Genomic DNA, 14,645 nt, shown 5'->3' with positions numbered 1-14,645 from the left:
GGCTTAGCGGCGGAGAACAGCCGCGGCGATCACCCACGATCGTGGGGTCTGGGGCTCGGGCCCCAGGAGAAATGGCGAGGACCCCCGGTTCGCGCTTTCCGCGAACAGAGGGCCCCTAGGTCCGAGCGGGTGAAGGGAATCGAACCCTCACTGTCAGCTTGGGAAGCTGATGTTCTGCCATTGAACTACACCCGCGAGCGACGCCTACTGTACCGAATCCACGGCCTCAGTGCACGGACCATTCTGCCTTGCTCTCGGTACGTGGCCCGGGCGGTCCTTCCACACCGTGCGGGTCGACGTCGTCGGGGTGTCGTAGTGCACGTACATGGCCAGGTCGACCGATAGTTCGTAGAGCTTCCAGTCTATGCCCGGGGCCGCGTGCATCAGGCGGGCCAAGCCGGCGGTGCGCACGTCGTCCGTTACCGGGGTGGCGCGGCCCGAGAGGTAGGCCTCGTCGGCGGAGTCGTCCGACGGGAAGCTGTGCAGGGAGTAGCGGCCGTCGCGGTCCAGGTCGTGGCGCTTCGGGGATGCGAGGACGAAGCAGAACAGGCCTTCGTCGGTGATGACGGGGGAGACGGGGTGGATGCGGGGGCCGCCGTCGGGGCGGACGGTTGCCAGGTAGCCCAGGCCCGGGCCGTACTGGCAGACGAGCGTGCGAATGGCCGCCGCCACTGCGGGGTCGGCGGCGGCGAAGTCAGCCCACGATGCCATACCTTCAAAAGTACTCGAACACCTGTACGATCGTTGCCGTTTTCCCCGAACGGGGCAAACTGAATCGGTGACGGGTGCCGACGATCTCATCGACCTCCTGCGGCGCTTCAACGTCGAGGCGGACCGGTTTGTCGACGTGTTCGCGCGCGGGCATGGGCTGCACCGCACGGACATGAACGCGATTGCGCACATCTGGCGCGCGGCCGAGGACCGTAGGCCGCTGACGCCCGGGGAGCTCGCTCGGAGGGTCTCGCTCAGCCCCGCGGCCACCACGGCGCTCCTCGTGCGGCTCGAGCGCGCCGGGCACGTCGAGCGGCGGCCCGATCCCGAGGACCGGCGGCGGCTGCACCTGCACATCCAGCCCAAGGCCCAGGCGCTGGCGCACGAGTTTTTCGCGCCTCTGGGGGTACACATGCGGGAAGCTTTTTCGCACTTCACCACCGAGGAGATCGAGATCTCGGCGGAAGTGCTGAAAAGGGCGCTCACCGCGACCACCAGGGCGGCCGACGAAGCGAACCCCGTAACCTCAGAGGGTGCTGCTATCCGACCGTGACCTCAACAAGGAGCTCGAAGGCGGCCAGCTGCGCCTCGAGCCTTTCGATCCGGCGCTCGTGCAGCCGTCCAGCATCGACGTGCGGCTCGACCGGTGGTTCCGGGTGTTCAACAACCATCTCTACACGCACATCGACCCGGCCATCCAGCAGGACGAGCTCACGTCGATGGTCGAGGTGGACGACGGCGAATCCTTCGTGCTGCATCCGGGGGAGTTCGTGCTCGCGTCCACGCTCGAGGTGATCACGCTGGGCGACCAGCTCGCCGGGCGGCTGGAGGGCAAGTCGAGTCTGGGGCGGCTCGGGCTGCTGACGCACTCGACCGCCGGCTTCATCGACCCCGGTTTCTCCGGGCACGTGACGCTGGAGCTGTCCAACGTGGCCAACCTGCCGATCCGCCTGTGGCCGGGCATGAAGATCGGGCAGCTGTGCATCTTCCGGCTGTCCTCGCCGTCCGAGCACCCCTACGGCTCGGCGGTGTACGGCTCGCGGTACCAGGGCCAGCGCGGACCGACGCCGAGCCGCTCCTGGCAAAACTGGCGGACCTGGCCGACCAAATGACGAAACACGAAGGGCGGGCCCGCAGGCCCGCCCTTCGTCAAAGTCACGCCACCCGGCCGTACCCGGATATCGGCTCAGAATCGATCTTCTTCATCTGTACGGGCTGGCTCGAGTTCGGTGCGTGCACCATCCAGCCGTTGCCGACGTACAGCCCGACGTGGTGTTTGTCGGAGTAGAAGAAGACGAGGTCACCGGCCTTGAGGTCGGCCCGCGCCACGCGCTTGGTGTCCTCGTACTGCCACATCGTGTAGTGCCGCAGGTAGGTGACGCCGACCTGCTTCCACGAGTACATCGTCAGGCCCGAGCAGTCGAACGTGTTCGGCCCCTCGGTCGCCCAGACGTACTTCTTGCCGATCTGCTTGCACGCGACCTGGGCGGCCTTGCTGCCCGGCGAGCCGTCGTACTGCTGCGGGCACGCGACCGGCGCGAGCGAGCCGGTGCCGGCCCCGCTGCCGTACGCCTGCATGCGCATGTCCTGCAGGGTCTTGATGTCGGCGTTGACCTGCGTCTCCTGCTTCGCCAGCGCGGCCTCCTGCTCGGCCTGCTGCGCGATGAGCTGGTCGATGGGGCCCTTCTTGGCGTCGTACTGCTGCTTGGCGACGAGAACGTCCTTGATCCGCGACTGCTCGTCCTTGGCCACCATGTTGAGCAACGTCATCTGGTCGACGAACGTGTCCGGCGACCCCGTGGTGAGCATGGCGTCGAGCTTCGAGACGCGCCCGTTCTTGTACTGCAGGACCGCGAACGCGCTCACCTTGTCGAAGGCGGCGTCCACCTGGGCCTTGAGCGGGGCGATCTGGTCCTCGAGCTGCTTCTGCTTGGTCTTGTTGGCGGCGAGCTCGAGCTTGAGCTTGTTGTGCTGCTCGATGACCGGCTCGATCTGGTTCCACTTCTCGTCGATCTGCTTCTCGACCTCGCCCGGCGAGGGGTCCGCGTGCGCGAGGCCAGTGATGCCGAGGGCGAGGGACAGACCGCCAAGGGTGGCGACGAGGAGCCGCAGCAGACGGGAGGGCCGCCTCGACCACCTCAGATGGGTCTCCACCGAGGAGTTACTCCTTCTTCCTGGCCGCCTACCGGGTTAGCTGACGGGTTCGGGCGGGAAGGTCGCCCTACCGCGCAATCGCGCGGATTCACCCCGATGGAACACGTGGGTCCCCGGTTCGAAATTCGACTCGACGGTGCCGCCTGGCGCACCCGGGTGGGGCGCGGACATCCAGCCGACCGGAATTCACGTTAAGGGCGCACCGTTCCCAGGTTCAAGTCGGAGCCCGATTGTCGTCCGATTTGTCCCTAAGGTCAGGCGATTTGAGTGACGAACACATCATCGATTGCGCCCACGAACTGATCGTTGTTCGCGCTGGTTCCCTTGCCGCCAATACACAACGGATCGTCGTTCGCTATCGACAGTGACGGCGGTACCGCGGTGCGTCCCGCTTCGGCGCCGTCCACGACCACCGTGAGCAGGGAGTTACCGCGCGAACACGCGATCCGGTTGCCACCGTCCATCGGCGATGGACCGTGCCGCGACGGCCACGAAAATTGCGCTCGAACCAGTGCCGACAATCACACAACCGGGCTGTCCGGCCTCGCCGTCGACCTGCAGTTTGAACTGACTGTCACCGACCGGGAACCCTTTCTGGTCAACATTGGCGCCTTTAGAAGTCTCATTCGGCTGAACCAGGACGGTGGCTCCGTACGTAATGGATCCGCGGCCCGGATTGAGAATCCGGCCGGACCACTCTGCAGGATGGTCCGGGCGCAACTCTTCGCACCGTAATGCTCACACCGCGGCGGAAAGTGCACCGCAAGTCCGCCGTCGTGGGCGACGGTGGAGAGCTGCCCGCCGCCCGCAGGCCGAGCCGCCCCGCCGCGTCGGTGACCGGCTCGCCGAGGCCGCCGTCGAAGGTGTACCGGATGCCGGCCCCGCTCCCGTGCGCCGCCGTTGCGCTCGGAGCCGGCCCCACTCCCGGCGCGCTGCCCATGCCGGGACCGGCCACGAACGGGCCGGCCCCGGCATCGAACGGGCCGGCCGAAGCGGCCGCGCCGGGCCGGGTGGACAGATCCGACGGGGCCGCCGCCCAGCGAACCGCGAGCCCGGCCACCACGACGAGACCGGCGAGCAGAGCACACAACAACCGCCGGCGGCGCATAACCGGACATGATGCCGCGAATGCCGTGATCCGCGCAGTCACTCGGACGGCTACGTTTCAAGGGCTAACGTTGCCGCTCGTGGCCCCCGAGGATTGGCGCAACGACACGCGAGCGTCCTACGACACCGTCGCGACCAGCTACGCGGACCTGGTCCGGGATGCGCTGACGAACGACGCCTACCTGCGGGCGACCCTCGACCTGTTCGCGGCGCTGCTGCCGCCGGGCGCCCGCGTGGCCGACGTGGGGTGCGGGCCGGGCCATATCACGGCGTACCTGCACGCGGCCGGCGTGGACGCCTTCGGCATCGACCTGTCCCCGGCGATGGTCGACCTGGCCCGTACGACGCACCCGGCCCTCGCCTTCGAGGTCGGCGACATGACCGGACTCGACCTGCCGGCGGCCTCGCTCGACGGCGTGATCGCCTTCTGGTCCCTGATCCACATCCCGGACGACCTGGTGCCGCAGGTGCTGGCCCACTTCCATCGGGTCCTGCGCCCCGGCGGCCGGCTGCTGCTGGGCTTCCACGTGGGCGACGCGCACCGGCTGAAGACCGAGGGTTATGGCGGCCACCCGATGCGAGTCCACGTCCATCTCCGCCCGCCGGCCAAGGTGACGGCCTGGCTGGAGGAGGCCGGCTTCACGGTCGAGGCCCAGCATCTGCTGGACCTCGCCGCGAAGACCCCGGGCGCCGCCGTGTTCGCCCGTCGGTAGAGCTCTCCCTACAGTCCGGTGAACCCTTCCCAGACCGAGGCCACGGGGCGGTTGGCGATCAGCGGCGACCGGCCGCCGTTCTCCGCCGTCACGTAGAGGTTGTTGGCGTTGGCGCGGATGCTGACGGTGCTGTTCCAGCCGGCCGACAGGTAGAACTTCTCCCACGCGCCGACGGCGGTGCGGTTGGCGATGAGCGGCGCGTTGCCGCCGTTCTCCGCCGTCACGAAGCGCTGGTTGGCGTGCGAGAAGAAGGCGACGTACCCGTCCCCGACCTCGATCTCGTCGAACGTCTCCCACGGGCCGGGCGCGCCACGGTTGGCGATCAGCGACGCGTTGCCGCCGTTCTCCGCCGTCACGTAGTTGTAGTTGGCCTGCGCCTCGATCGATATGTTGGTGGTCCTCGTCGCGTAGAACTGCTCCCACGGGCCGATCGCGGCACGGTCGGCGGTGAGCGGGCCGGAGCCGTTGTTGCCGCTGACGTACCGGTTGTTGGACACCGACAGCAGGCTGAACGACCCGTTCGCCCCGGCGATGACCTTGAAGCGGGACCCGTCGTCGCGCGCCGCGCCGTTCGCGGTCAGCTTGCCGGCCGGGTCGACGGTGAGGTACCTGCCGTTGATCCCGGCCCGGAACACCACCGCGCCGCCACCCACATCGACCTGGAACAGCGTCTCCCACGCCCCGGCCACGGTCCGGTTGCCGACCAGCGGGTCCGCGCCGGCCGTCTCGGCCGAGACGTACCGCAGGTTGCTGGCCGACAGCATCGAGAAGATGCGGGTGATGGGCTGCACCGAGATCTGCTGCTTCGCGGTCGCCTTCACGTTCAGGTCGTCGGTCACCGTCAGGGTCACGGTGTACGTCCCGCCGTGCGCGTAGTCGTGGAAGTTCTGGCCGCTCGGGGCGGTGCCGTCGCCCCAGTCGACACTGAAGCCGATGTTGAAGCCGAAACCGTGCTTCGAGGCCGACGCGTCGAACGAGACGCGGCTCGACTCCGGCAGCGACGAGAGCACGAGGTTCGCGGTCGGCGGGGCCGGTTGCACCGTCGCGATCGCCAGGCCCGCCGGGCCCTCGCCCACGTAGTCGGTCGTCGTCGTCGCGTTGGTGGCCGGGTCGATCACCGTCAGCGTGCCGTCGGTGTGGTTGGCCACGACGACGTGGGTGCCGTCGGCCGCCATCGTCACCGTCTTCGGCCCCTTGCCGGTCGGGACGGTCGCGATGACCTTGTCCGTGGCGGTGGCGAGCACCGACACGGTGTTGCCGAGCGAGTTGGACACGTAGGCGAGGCCACCGTCCGGCGTGACGGCGATGCCGAGCGGCTGGCTGCCGACGGGCACGGTCGCGGTGATCGTGTTCGTCGTGAGGTCGAGCACCGAGACGGTGTTGGCGGCGGAGTTGGCCACGTAGGCGCGCCGGCCGTCCGGGGTCAGCGCGACCGCGTGCGGCTCGTGGCCGACGGCGACGGTCGCGGCGACCGTGTTCGTGGCCGTGTCGATGACCGTCAGGTTGCCGCTGCCGGAGTTGGGCACGTAGACGCGCCGGCCGTCCGGGCTCACGACGAGGTGGTCCGGGTCGGTGCCGACGCCGATGGTGGCGACGACCGCGTTGGTGACCGTGTCGATCGCCTTCACCGTGTTGGACCCGCTCACGACGTAGATGCGGCCGCCGTCGGGGGTCATCGCGATGCCGCGCGGCTCGGTGCCGACGGCGATGGTCTTGACGACGGTGCTTGTCGCGGTGTCGAGCACCGAGACCTGGGCGGCGCCGTTTTCGGTGAGGTAGACCCGGCCGCCGTCCGGGGTGGCCGCCAGGCCGGTGGGGCGCAGGGCGACGGGGATGACGGTGAGGTACTCGTAGGTGTTCGCGTCGAACACGCCGAGATAGTTGCCGTCGGTGTCGGCAACGTAGATGACCGGCCGGGCCGCGGTGGCCGCGATGGCCGGAGTCACCGGGGCCACGAGCGTGACGGCCGCACCGACCGCCGCCGCCGTAATCCCGGCAAAGAGGGGTTTACGCACGAACGGATTATGGCTCGCAACGCCGATCGATGTTGTCCCGGCAAATCAGTCCAGTGGGGTCATGAACGACCAGAGGCCGCCCTCGGGGTCGCGGACGCTGTACTCGCGCACGCCGTAGGGCTGGTCCATCGGCGCGTACACGATCGCCGCCCCCGTGGCGGCGACCCGCGCATGGTGCGCGTCCACGTCGTCGACCAGGACCGACACGCCCGCGGTGGTCACGCCGAGCGTGCGCGGCGAGGCCAGACCGAAGTCCGGCGAGACCCGATGCAGCCAGATCACCCCGTCGCCCGCCTCCACCTCGGCGTGGAAGACGATGCCGTCGGGCCCCGGCTCCACGCCGTCGACGCTAGGTCCTCACGGTCCGTCAGGTTCAAGACCCGGGCGCAGAATGATCGGATGGTCGAGCGATTCGCCAACGACGGGCTCGAGTTCGAGGTCGATGATCTCGGGGACCCCGGCGCGCCCGCGGTCGTGCTGCTGCACGGGTTCCCGCAGGACCGCCGGGCCTGGGCCGGGGTCGCGGAGCTGCTCGTGGCCGCGGGGCGGCGGGTGCTCGTGCCCGAGCTGCGCGGATACGCGGAGCACGGGAGCCCGGGTTCGCGGCGGCGGTACACCCTGGACGTCCTGACGACCGACGTGCTCGCGCTGGCGCGGACCGCCGGGGTCGACCGGTTCGACCTGGCCGGTCACGACTGGGGCGCCGCGCTCGCGTTCCACGTGGCCGGGCGGCACCCCGAGCGCGTCCGCACGCTCACCGCGTTGTCGGTTCCGCACCGCGGCGCGTGGGCCGGGGCCGGGGCGAGGCAGCTGTGGCGCTCGGCCTATATCGGCCTCTTCCAGCTGCCGGTCCTGCCGGAGCTGGCCCTGACGCCCCGGTTCCTGGAGCGCCGGCTCGTGCGCAGCGGGCTCGGGGCCGAGCATGCGCGCCGCTACGCCACGGCGAAAAACCGAAGGGCGCTGCATTGGTACCGCGCGATGCTCGTCCCCGGCCGCAAGCAGTTCCCGCGGGTCACCGTGCCGACGCTCTTCGCCTGGGGCGACGGCGACGAGTTCGTCACCGAGCGGCTGGCGCGCCGCTGCGGGCGGTGGGTCGACGGGGAGTACACCTTCGAGATCCTGCGCGGCGTGCGCCACTGGATCCCCGAGATGCATCCCCGCCGGGCCGCGGAGCTGGTGCTCAGCCGGTGCCGCTGATCGAGCGCACGTCCCAGAGGTAGACCCCGTCGACGACCTGGGCCGGCGCCACGTCCGGGGCGACCAGCTTGTCGATCGTCTCGCGCAGGACCTTCTCGTTGTAGTACCCGACCGGCATCACCAGGTTGGTGGCCTTCCAGAACCGGATGTCCGCGCGGATCATCTGCTTCTGCTTCTCGGTCACCGCCGGCGAGGTGCGCTGCCGGATGACCCCGTTGAGGTAGATGATCGTGTCGCGGTAGCCGGGCCCGAAGTGCGCGAACTTGTCCTCGGGGTTGGTGTCGTTCGGGCCGAGGAAGTACCCGGCCGTCACCTTCACCTCGAAGTTGGTCTCGGTCGACCAGCGCATCATCTTGATGTTGTCGTCCCAGCCGCCCGGCAGCGGGGCCACCACCGGGTTCGGGGGCAGCTTCGTGCGCCAGTTGCCGTTGGTGAACAGCGCCGGCAGCGGCGGGCGGCCGTCGGCGGGCTGCGGGGTCGGGAACAGCGGCACCAGCGCGGCCAGCAGCGCGACGCCCCAGACCAGGGCGAGCTTCGGGCTGCGGCGCGAGGCCGGCTCGGGACGGCCGAGCGGGCGGGCCGGGGGCTTCTCGACCGGCGTCTCGCCGGAGGCGGCGGAGTCGGACGAGCCGGTGCCGACCAGCGCCGGCTCGGGCTCGAGCGCCGGAACCTCAGCCGGAACCTCGGCCGGAACGGTGGCCGCCACCGGGCGGAGCCGCTCCACCACCAGCTTGTCGACCAGCAGGGCCAGGCCGACGCCGACGCAGACCGTCACGATGAGGCCGAGCCGGGTCGGCACCACCGAGTCGAACAGCGGCAGCTGGCTGATCCACTTCCACGGGCCGTGCGTCTCGGTGCGGTCGACGCCGTTGAACCGGAGCGTCGGGCCGAGGGAGAAGACGGCGAAGGCGCCCGCGGTGATGAACAGCGCCCGGGAGAGCCGGTTGCGCCACAGCGCGATCGCGCCGGCCACCAGGACCAGGGCGAGCGGCCAGCCGAAGAAGCTGTTCTCCTCGCTGGCGTTGTTCTTGTTCAGCCGCGCCGCCTCGGCGACGTCGCCGGCGATCGAGTAGCGGCCGAAGGTGACGTAGGAGTACGCGTCGAGGTTGATCCCGCGCACGCCCTCGTCGAGGCCGCTGTAGTGCTGGGGTCCGGTGAACTGGAAGTACAGCGGGTAGGCGAGCACGACCCCGGCGACGAGCAGCGTCACGCCGCACTTGGGCAGCATGACCTTCACGAAGCCCGGCAGCTGCCGCCACGGCACGTAGGCCAGGATGAACACGAACAGGGCCATCGCCGTGAAGAACAGCATCTCCTCGTTGATGCCGGCCTGCAGCAGCACGAGGACGGCCAGCCAGATGCCCTGCCGCCAGACCTGGCCGGGGAAGCGCATCTTGAAGACCGTGGCGATGATCAGCGGGATGAAGTACTGCCCGGCGATGTTCGGATGCCCGGCGATCTGCGACATCATCGCCGGTGCGAAGCCCAGGAACGCGGCGCCGACCGCGGCGGCGGCCCGGGAGCGGCCGAAGTGGCGGGTCAGCACCCAGTACCAGGCGATCGCGGTGCCGGCCAGGGCCAGCGTGGAGATGATCGCGAAGGTGACGCCGACGCCGAGCCACAGCGTCACCGGGGTCAGCGGCAGCGCGAGCGTCAGGATCGACGTGTTCGCCATCAGGTTGACGCCCAGCGGCGAGTTGATGTCGTCGGAGAAGAAGGGCGACTCGCCCTTGGTGAACAGCTCGGTGGCGTGGGTCAGGAACCACTCGAACGTGAAGCTGTCCTGGTAGTTCAGCGTCAGGTAGCGCCCGTTCGGGTCCGCCCAGAGATGGCCCAGCACATACACGGCGCCGAGGAAATAGCCCAGCATGACCAGCGCGTCGACGGCCTTGGCCGGCACCCGCCCCCGAATTCTCACCCGGTGGAGTGTAGGCGAGGGGTATGACGCGTCAAGAATTACCTGCTCATAGTGGTAGGGGCCCTACCTGAACGGACGAGTGCCGCCAGGCCGAAGAGTACGGCGAGCGCGGTCCACAAAGCCAGCGTGACCAGCGGATTTGTCATGATCATGAGGTACGTGGGGCCGCCGGTCCAACAGGCCGTGCGGAAGGCGATCGGCGCCCCGGGCGCCCCGGCCGGGTGAAAGCCGGGTGCGAGATCAGTGCGTGACGAGTCCCGTCAGCCGGCCCGAGGTGACGGCGTTCTTCGAGATCGCGTCGAGGGCCTCCTGACGGCCGGCGCCGTCGCCGAGGCCGGTGGGGCGGCTCAGGCCGTACACCGTGAACCGGTAGTGATGCGTGCCCGACGGCGGGCAGGGCGGGGTCCAGCCCTTGCCGCTGGAGGAGTTCTTGCCCTGGGTGACCTTGTCGCCGTCCCGCAGCGACGTCGTGCCGGCCGGCAGGTCCAGGACGATCCAGTGCACGTAGGTGCCGCCCGGGGCGTCGGGGTCGTCGACGACGACCGCGAGGGCGGCGGCTCCCTTGGTGTCACCCGTCCAGGCGATGCGCGGGGCTTTTCCGGCCCCGGTACAGGTGAAGTCGGCCGGGATCGGGGCGCCCTCGACGAAGTCGGGGCTGGTGACGGTCAGGGTGGTGTCCGGTGTGCCTGTTTTGTCGGCATTGGTCGCGGCGGGCTCGTCGGCCGTGCACCCGGCCAGCAGTAGGACGGCGCACAGCCAGGAAAACCGGGAAGACACGTTCGGTATCGTCCAACGTGACGGAAACGGCCACAAGAAGGTGGACACAGATGGTCCTGAAGATGTCCTCGCTGTTCCTGCGGACACTGCGCGAGGATCCCGCCGACGCCGAGGTCACCAGCCACAAGCTGCTGGTCCGCGCGGGCTACGTGCGACGCGTCGCACCGGGCATCTTCACCATGCTGCCGATGGGCCTGCGGGTGCTGCGCAACGTCGAGCGGGTGATCCGCGAGGAGATGGACGCGATGGGCGGCCAGGAGCTCACGTTCCCGGCACTGCTGCCCCGCGAGCCCTACGAGACGACCGGGCGCTGGACGGAGTACGGCCCGAACCTCTTCCGCCTGCAGGACCGGCGGCAGGGCGACTACCTGCTCGGCCCCACGCACGAGGAGATGTTCACGCTCGCCGTGAAGGACTTCTACTCCTCGTACAAGGACCTGCCCCTGACGCTGTACCAGATCCAGTCGAAGTACCGCGACGAGGCGCGCCCCCGGGCCGGCATCCTGCGCGGCCGCGAGTTCGTCATGAAGGACTCGTACTCCTTCGACGTCGACGACGACGGCCTCCGCGCCGCCTACGGCCGCCACCGCGAGGCCTACATCAGGATCTTCGACCGGCTCGGCCTCGACTACGTGATCTGCTCGGCGATGAGCGGCGCGATGGGCGGCAGCGAGTCGGAGGAGTTCCTGGCCCTGGCCGACATCGGCGAGGACACGTTCGTGCGCTGCGTCAACGGCGACTACGCGGCAAACGTCGAGGCGGTCACGACCCCGCCGCCCGCCGCGCTGCCCATCGAGGGGCAGCCCGCGGCCCGGGTCGCCGACACGCCCGACACGCCGACGATCGAGACGCTCGTCGACCTGTTCAACGGCCGCGATGACCTCAAGCGCGACGACCGCGCCTGGACCGCCGCCGACACGCTCAAGAACGTGATGCTCATGCTGACCCTGCCCGACGGCAAGCGCGAGCCGCTGGCCGTCGGGGTGCCCGGCGACCGCGAGGTCGACCTGCGCCGGGTCGAGGCGGTCGTCGCGCCGGCCGAGGTGACGCCCATGACCGAGGCTGAGTTCGCGCAGCACCCGGCGCTGGTCAGGGGGTACATCGGGCCCGGCGTGCTGGGCGAGAAGAACTCCTCGGGCATCCGGTACCTCGTCGACCCCCGGGTCGTCGACGGCACGAGCTGGATCACCGGCGCCGACGAGCCGGGCCGGCACGTCGTGCACCTCGTCGCCGGCCGCGACTTCACGCCCGACGGCACCATCGAGGCGGTCCGCATCGTCGACGGCGACATCTGCCCGGTCGACGGCGGGCGGCTGGAGCAGGCGCGCGGCATCGAGATCGGGCACATCTTCCAGCTCGGCCGCAAGTACGCGAAGGCCCTGGGCCTGTCGGTGCTCGACCAGAACGGCAAGGCGCAGGTCGTCACGATGGGCTCCTACGGCGTCGGGGTGACCCGCGCGGTCGCCGTGGTCGCCGAGCAGACCGCCGACGAGCGCGGCCTGTGCTGGCCCCGCGAGCTTGCCCCGGCCGACGTGCACGTGGTCGCCGCCGGCAAGACCGAGGAGATCCGTGACGGGGCGGCCGGCCTGGCCGCGGACCTCGAGGCGGCCGGGCTGACCGTGCTGCTCGACGACCGCAAGGACGTATCGCCGGGCGTGAAGTTCAACGACTCCGAGCTCATCGGCGTGCCGACGATCGTGGTGGTCGGCAAGCGGCTCGCCGACGGCGTGGTCGAGCTGCGCGACCGCCGGTCGGGCGAGAAGACGGAGATTGAGGCGGGCGCCGCGGTCGCCGCGGTGGTTTCGGCGGTTCGCTCCTGATTCTGTAGCGTTTGTGCCGACCTCGTGGTGATTTCACGGGGTCGGCTGAACGGCTCCTTGGCGGGTCATCCGAACGGTCGGAACTATGCGGGCAAATCACCACATGAAGAACTCTTCGGTTTGACTGGCGTCAGGGAGGGGCCGATACGTTCGGTCACGGCTCTGCTGTCGACGAAGGGTGCAGACGTTGTCCGGACGACATTCCGTCGTGGGTCGCCGTCATCTCATCCCATTGATCGCCGGGGTCGGTGCGGTCGTCGTGCTCGTCGGCGGCGCGGTGGCGACCGTCAACATGGGCGGTGACGACCCCAAGACCGTCGCGGCGGTCGACGCCCCCCGCAGCCCCCAGGAGCGCGCGGATCGCGGCGAGCGCCCGTCGCCCTCGGCCCAGCCGAGCCTCGACCCGGGCCAGGGACTCGAGTCCGTGCAGGGCACGGCCTCGCCGACGCCCTCGAAGACGCCGAGCAAGACCAAGACGCCGACGAAGAGCCCGACCACCAAGGCGCCGGCCGAGGTGGCGAGCAGTGGCACCTGCGAGGTGTCGTACTACGCTGATGGGCAGAAGACCGCCAACGGCGAGAACTTCGATCCCAACGGGCTGACCGCGGCTCACAAGACGCTGAAGTTCGGCACCATCGTCCGGGTCACGAACCTGGCCAACGGCAAGTCCGTCGATGTGCGGATCAACGATCGGGGGCCCTTCGTGGCGGGACGATGTCTCGACCTCGCCAAGGGCGCCTTCGTGACGATCGCTTCGGTGAGTGCCGGAGTGATCAACGCGAAGTATGAGGTACTCAAGTAACACAGACCCGGCCGTTTGATGGAACGGTCCGGCGGTCGGTTGGTGGCATGCTGTTGGCCGGACCTATGAAACGTCAGCTGCTTCCCGAGGCCCGCGCCGGAGTCGGCGCGGCCTTCGTGCTGCTCGCACTCGTGCTGACCGCGGAGGTCGCCGACGGCTCCCGGGCCGACTACGTGGGCATGCTCGCCGCCGCGCCCTTCCTGGCCGCCGCGTTCGCGTCGTGGCCGGAGGTGCTCGCCGTCGGCAGCGCCTCCACGCTGCTGGCCTTCGTCTTCTGCTCGATCGAGCTGATGCACACCCGCGACCGGATGCTCGTGCTGATGCTCAACCTCGGCGGAGTCCTTGTGGCGAGCGGCATCGCGTCGGCCGTGGGAGCGATCCGGCAGCGGCAGATCGCGCGGTACGCCGAGCTGTCCCACCTCGCCCAGGTGGCCCAGGGCGCCGTGCTGCGCCCGCTGGGCCCCCAGGTCGGCCCGCTGACGGTCGCGGCCCGCTACATCTCGGCCAGCGCCGCCGCCGACATCGGCGGCGACCTGTACGAGGCCGTCGACACCCCGTACGGCGTGCGCATGATCATCGGTGACGTCCGCGGCAAGGGTCTCGACGCGGTGCGCCTGGCGAGCATCGTCCTGGGGTCGTACCGCCATGTGGCCTTCGAGCGCGCCGACCTGCGCGCCATCGTCGCCGACCTGGACCGCGCCGTGGCCCGCTCGCTGGGCGACGAGGATTTCGTGACGGCCGCGCTGGTCGAGGAGCGCGGCGGCACCCTGACCATCGTCAACTGCGGCCACCCGGCCCCGCTGCTGCTGCGCCGCGGTCGCGTGATCCCGCTCGACCCGCCCGCCAACGCCCCGCCGCTGGGCTTCATGCCGGTGGTCAAGCCGCGCGTGGAGCGCCTGGAGCCGGGCGACCGCCTGTTGTTCTTCACCGACGGCCTGGCCGAGGCCCGCCGCGACGGGCAGTTCTTCCCGACCGCGGAGCGCGCCCAGCGGCTGCTCGGGCACGGCACCGTGGCCGACGGGCTGAAGTCGCTGGAGAGCGCGCTGCTGGACTGGGTGCGCGGCCGGCTCGACGACGACATCGCGCTCGTGCTGGTGGAGTACCAGGGAGTGAAACAGCAGGCCCAGGTGCCCAGCTGGGAGATCGGCGGCGCGGGAGTGGCGTCGTCCTGACCACGTTCGGGTCATGACCGCAAGAGGCCGCGGTCGACGGCGCGTTCCACCGGCTCGACGGCCGCCCAGCGTTTATGCCGCTTCCACTTCCACCGCGCGCTGGCGGGGGATGAGGCGGCGCATCGGGGCCCGGTGGCGGCCCGTGTAGAAGCGTGGGTACTTGGGGGCGAACAGCGTGCCCATGAGTCGGACGATCATCGCGGCGGCCCTCCTTATGACTGGGAGTAACCGGTCAACGACCGCATCACCCGCGGGTGAC

14 protein-coding genes, 1 tRNA gene and 1 riboswitch are annotated in these 14,645 nt (G+C 69.8%); of the genes, 7 read left to right on the top strand and 8 right to left on the bottom strand.

Features of this window, described 5'->3' with window-relative positions:
* Positions 1–124: 124 nt before the first annotated feature.
* Together AB0B76_RS02100 and AB0B76_RS02095 are read right to left on the bottom strand one after the other, a co-directional pair.
* Positions 125–195, bottom strand: a tRNA-Gly gene (locus AB0B76_RS02100).
* A 9-nt stretch (positions 196–204) separates the two neighbouring features.
* A complete protein-coding gene (locus AB0B76_RS02095) occupies positions 205–711 on the bottom strand; it encodes a pyridoxamine 5'-phosphate oxidase family protein (protein WP_360367833.1) in 507 nt (168 codons plus the stop codon).
* A 67-nt stretch (positions 712–778) separates the two neighbouring features.
* Between AB0B76_RS02095 and AB0B76_RS02090 the strand changes: the two genes are divergently transcribed.
* Positions 779–1,264: a MarR family transcriptional regulator gene (locus AB0B76_RS02090; RefSeq protein ID WP_360367830.1), complete on the top strand. Its 486-nt coding sequence runs from the start codon at positions 779–781 to the stop codon at positions 1,262–1,264.
* Entirely contained in the window at positions 1,245–1,823 is a 579-nt protein-coding gene (dcd, locus tag AB0B76_RS02085) for a dCTP deaminase (protein WP_360367828.1), read from the top strand. Before AB0B76_RS02090 ends, dcd begins: the two co-directional genes overlap by 20 nt.
* A gap of 43 nt (positions 1,824–1,866) precedes the next feature.
* On the opposite strand, the gene AB0B76_RS02080 is transcribed toward dcd, so the two are convergent.
* Both AB0B76_RS02080 and AB0B76_RS02075 read right to left on the bottom strand, forming a co-directional pair.
* Positions 1,867–2,865, bottom strand: a complete 999-nt coding sequence (locus AB0B76_RS02080; protein WP_360367826.1) for an NlpC/P60 family protein — start codon at positions 2,863–2,865, stop codon at positions 1,867–1,869.
* A gap of 11 nt (positions 2,866–2,876) precedes the next feature.
* A riboswitch (cyclic di-AMP (ydaO/yuaA leader) is annotated at positions 2,877–3,011 on the bottom strand.
* Positions 3,012–3,119: 108 nt separating this feature from the next.
* Positions 3,120–3,329: a LamG-like jellyroll fold domain-containing protein gene (locus tag AB0B76_RS02075; RefSeq protein WP_360367823.1), complete on the bottom strand. Its 210-nt coding sequence runs from the start codon at positions 3,327–3,329 to the stop codon at positions 3,120–3,122.
* Positions 3,330–4,052: 723 nt separating this feature from the next.
* On the opposite strand from AB0B76_RS02075, the gene AB0B76_RS02070 reads away from it, so the two are divergent.
* Positions 4,053–4,685 carry a class I SAM-dependent methyltransferase gene (locus AB0B76_RS02070; protein WP_360367820.1) on the top strand — a complete coding sequence of 211 codons (633 nt, stop codon included), beginning with the start codon at positions 4,053–4,055 and terminating at the stop codon, positions 4,683–4,685.
* 8 nt (positions 4,686–4,693) lie between these two features.
* On the opposite strand, the gene AB0B76_RS02065 is transcribed toward AB0B76_RS02070, so the two are convergent.
* Complete coding sequence (locus AB0B76_RS02065; RefSeq protein ID WP_360367817.1) at positions 4,694–6,700, bottom strand: cytochrome D1 domain-containing protein; 2,007 nt, start codon at positions 6,698–6,700, stop codon at positions 4,694–4,696.
* A gap of 45 nt (positions 6,701–6,745) precedes the next feature.
* Entirely contained in the window at positions 6,746–7,039 is a 294-nt protein-coding gene (locus AB0B76_RS02060; protein WP_360367814.1) for a VOC family protein, read from the bottom strand.
* Between the two features lie 60 nt (positions 7,040–7,099).
* Between AB0B76_RS02060 and AB0B76_RS02055 the strand changes: the two genes are divergently transcribed.
* A complete protein-coding gene (locus AB0B76_RS02055) occupies positions 7,100–7,897 on the top strand; it encodes an alpha/beta fold hydrolase (protein ID WP_360367811.1) in 798 nt (265 codons plus the stop codon).
* Here AB0B76_RS02055 and AB0B76_RS02050 read toward each other — a convergent pair.
* Both AB0B76_RS02050 and AB0B76_RS02045 read right to left on the bottom strand, forming a co-directional pair.
* Entirely contained in the window at positions 7,881–9,815 is a 1,935-nt protein-coding gene (locus tag AB0B76_RS02050; RefSeq protein ID WP_360367809.1) for a hypothetical protein, read from the bottom strand. The two genes, AB0B76_RS02055 and AB0B76_RS02050, sit on opposite strands and share 17 nt — an antisense overlap.
* A 240-nt stretch (positions 9,816–10,055) precedes the next feature.
* Positions 10,056–10,592: a YbhB/YbcL family Raf kinase inhibitor-like protein gene (locus AB0B76_RS02045; protein ID WP_360367806.1), complete on the bottom strand. Its 537-nt coding sequence runs from the start codon at positions 10,590–10,592 to the stop codon at positions 10,056–10,058.
* Positions 10,593–10,642: 50 nt separating this feature from the next.
* On the opposite strand from AB0B76_RS02045, the gene AB0B76_RS02040 reads away from it, so the two are divergent.
* From AB0B76_RS02040 to AB0B76_RS02030, 3 genes are all read left to right on the top strand, one after another.
* On the top strand, positions 10,643–12,412 hold the full coding sequence (locus tag AB0B76_RS02040; RefSeq protein WP_360367803.1) for a proline--tRNA ligase: 1,770 nt from the start codon (positions 10,643–10,645) through the stop codon (positions 12,410–12,412).
* A gap of 208 nt (positions 12,413–12,620) precedes the next feature.
* The gene (locus AB0B76_RS02035) at positions 12,621–13,214 is read left to right on the top strand and encodes a septal ring lytic transglycosylase RlpA family protein (protein WP_360367800.1); all 594 of its coding nucleotides are present in this window, start codon (positions 12,621–12,623) and stop codon (positions 13,212–13,214) included.
* 65 nt (positions 13,215–13,279) lie between these two features.
* Complete coding sequence (locus AB0B76_RS02030) at positions 13,280–14,386, top strand: PP2C family protein-serine/threonine phosphatase (RefSeq protein WP_360367797.1); 1,107 nt, start codon at positions 13,280–13,282, stop codon at positions 14,384–14,386.
* The last annotated feature ends 259 nt before the right edge of the window (positions 14,387–14,645 follow it).

The sequence above is a fragment of the Dactylosporangium sp. NPDC049140 genome (genome assembly GCF_040648435.1).
Note: the sequence above shows the minus strand (reverse complement) of the source record. Positions and strands in the feature narration are given on the sequence as shown.

Excerpts from the sequence above, each read along its gene's own strand:
- AB0B76_RS02095 (WP_360367833.1), bottom strand. The coding sequence starts at position 711 with ATGGCATCGTGGGCTGACTTCGCCGCCGCCGACCCCGCAGTGGCGGCG.
- AB0B76_RS02075 (WP_360367823.1), bottom strand. The coding sequence starts at position 3,329 with ATGGACGGTGGCAACCGGATCGCGTGTTCGCGCGGTAACTCCCTGCTC.
- AB0B76_RS02055 (WP_360367811.1), top strand. The coding sequence starts at position 7,100 with ATGGTCGAGCGATTCGCCAACGACGGGCTCGAGTTCGAGGTCGATGAT.
- AB0B76_RS02040 (WP_360367803.1), top strand. The coding sequence starts at position 10,643 with ATGGTCCTGAAGATGTCCTCGCTGTTCCTGCGGACACTGCGCGAGGAT.
- AB0B76_RS02030 (WP_360367797.1), top strand. The coding sequence starts at position 13,280 with ATGAAACGTCAGCTGCTTCCCGAGGCCCGCGCCGGAGTCGGCGCGGCC.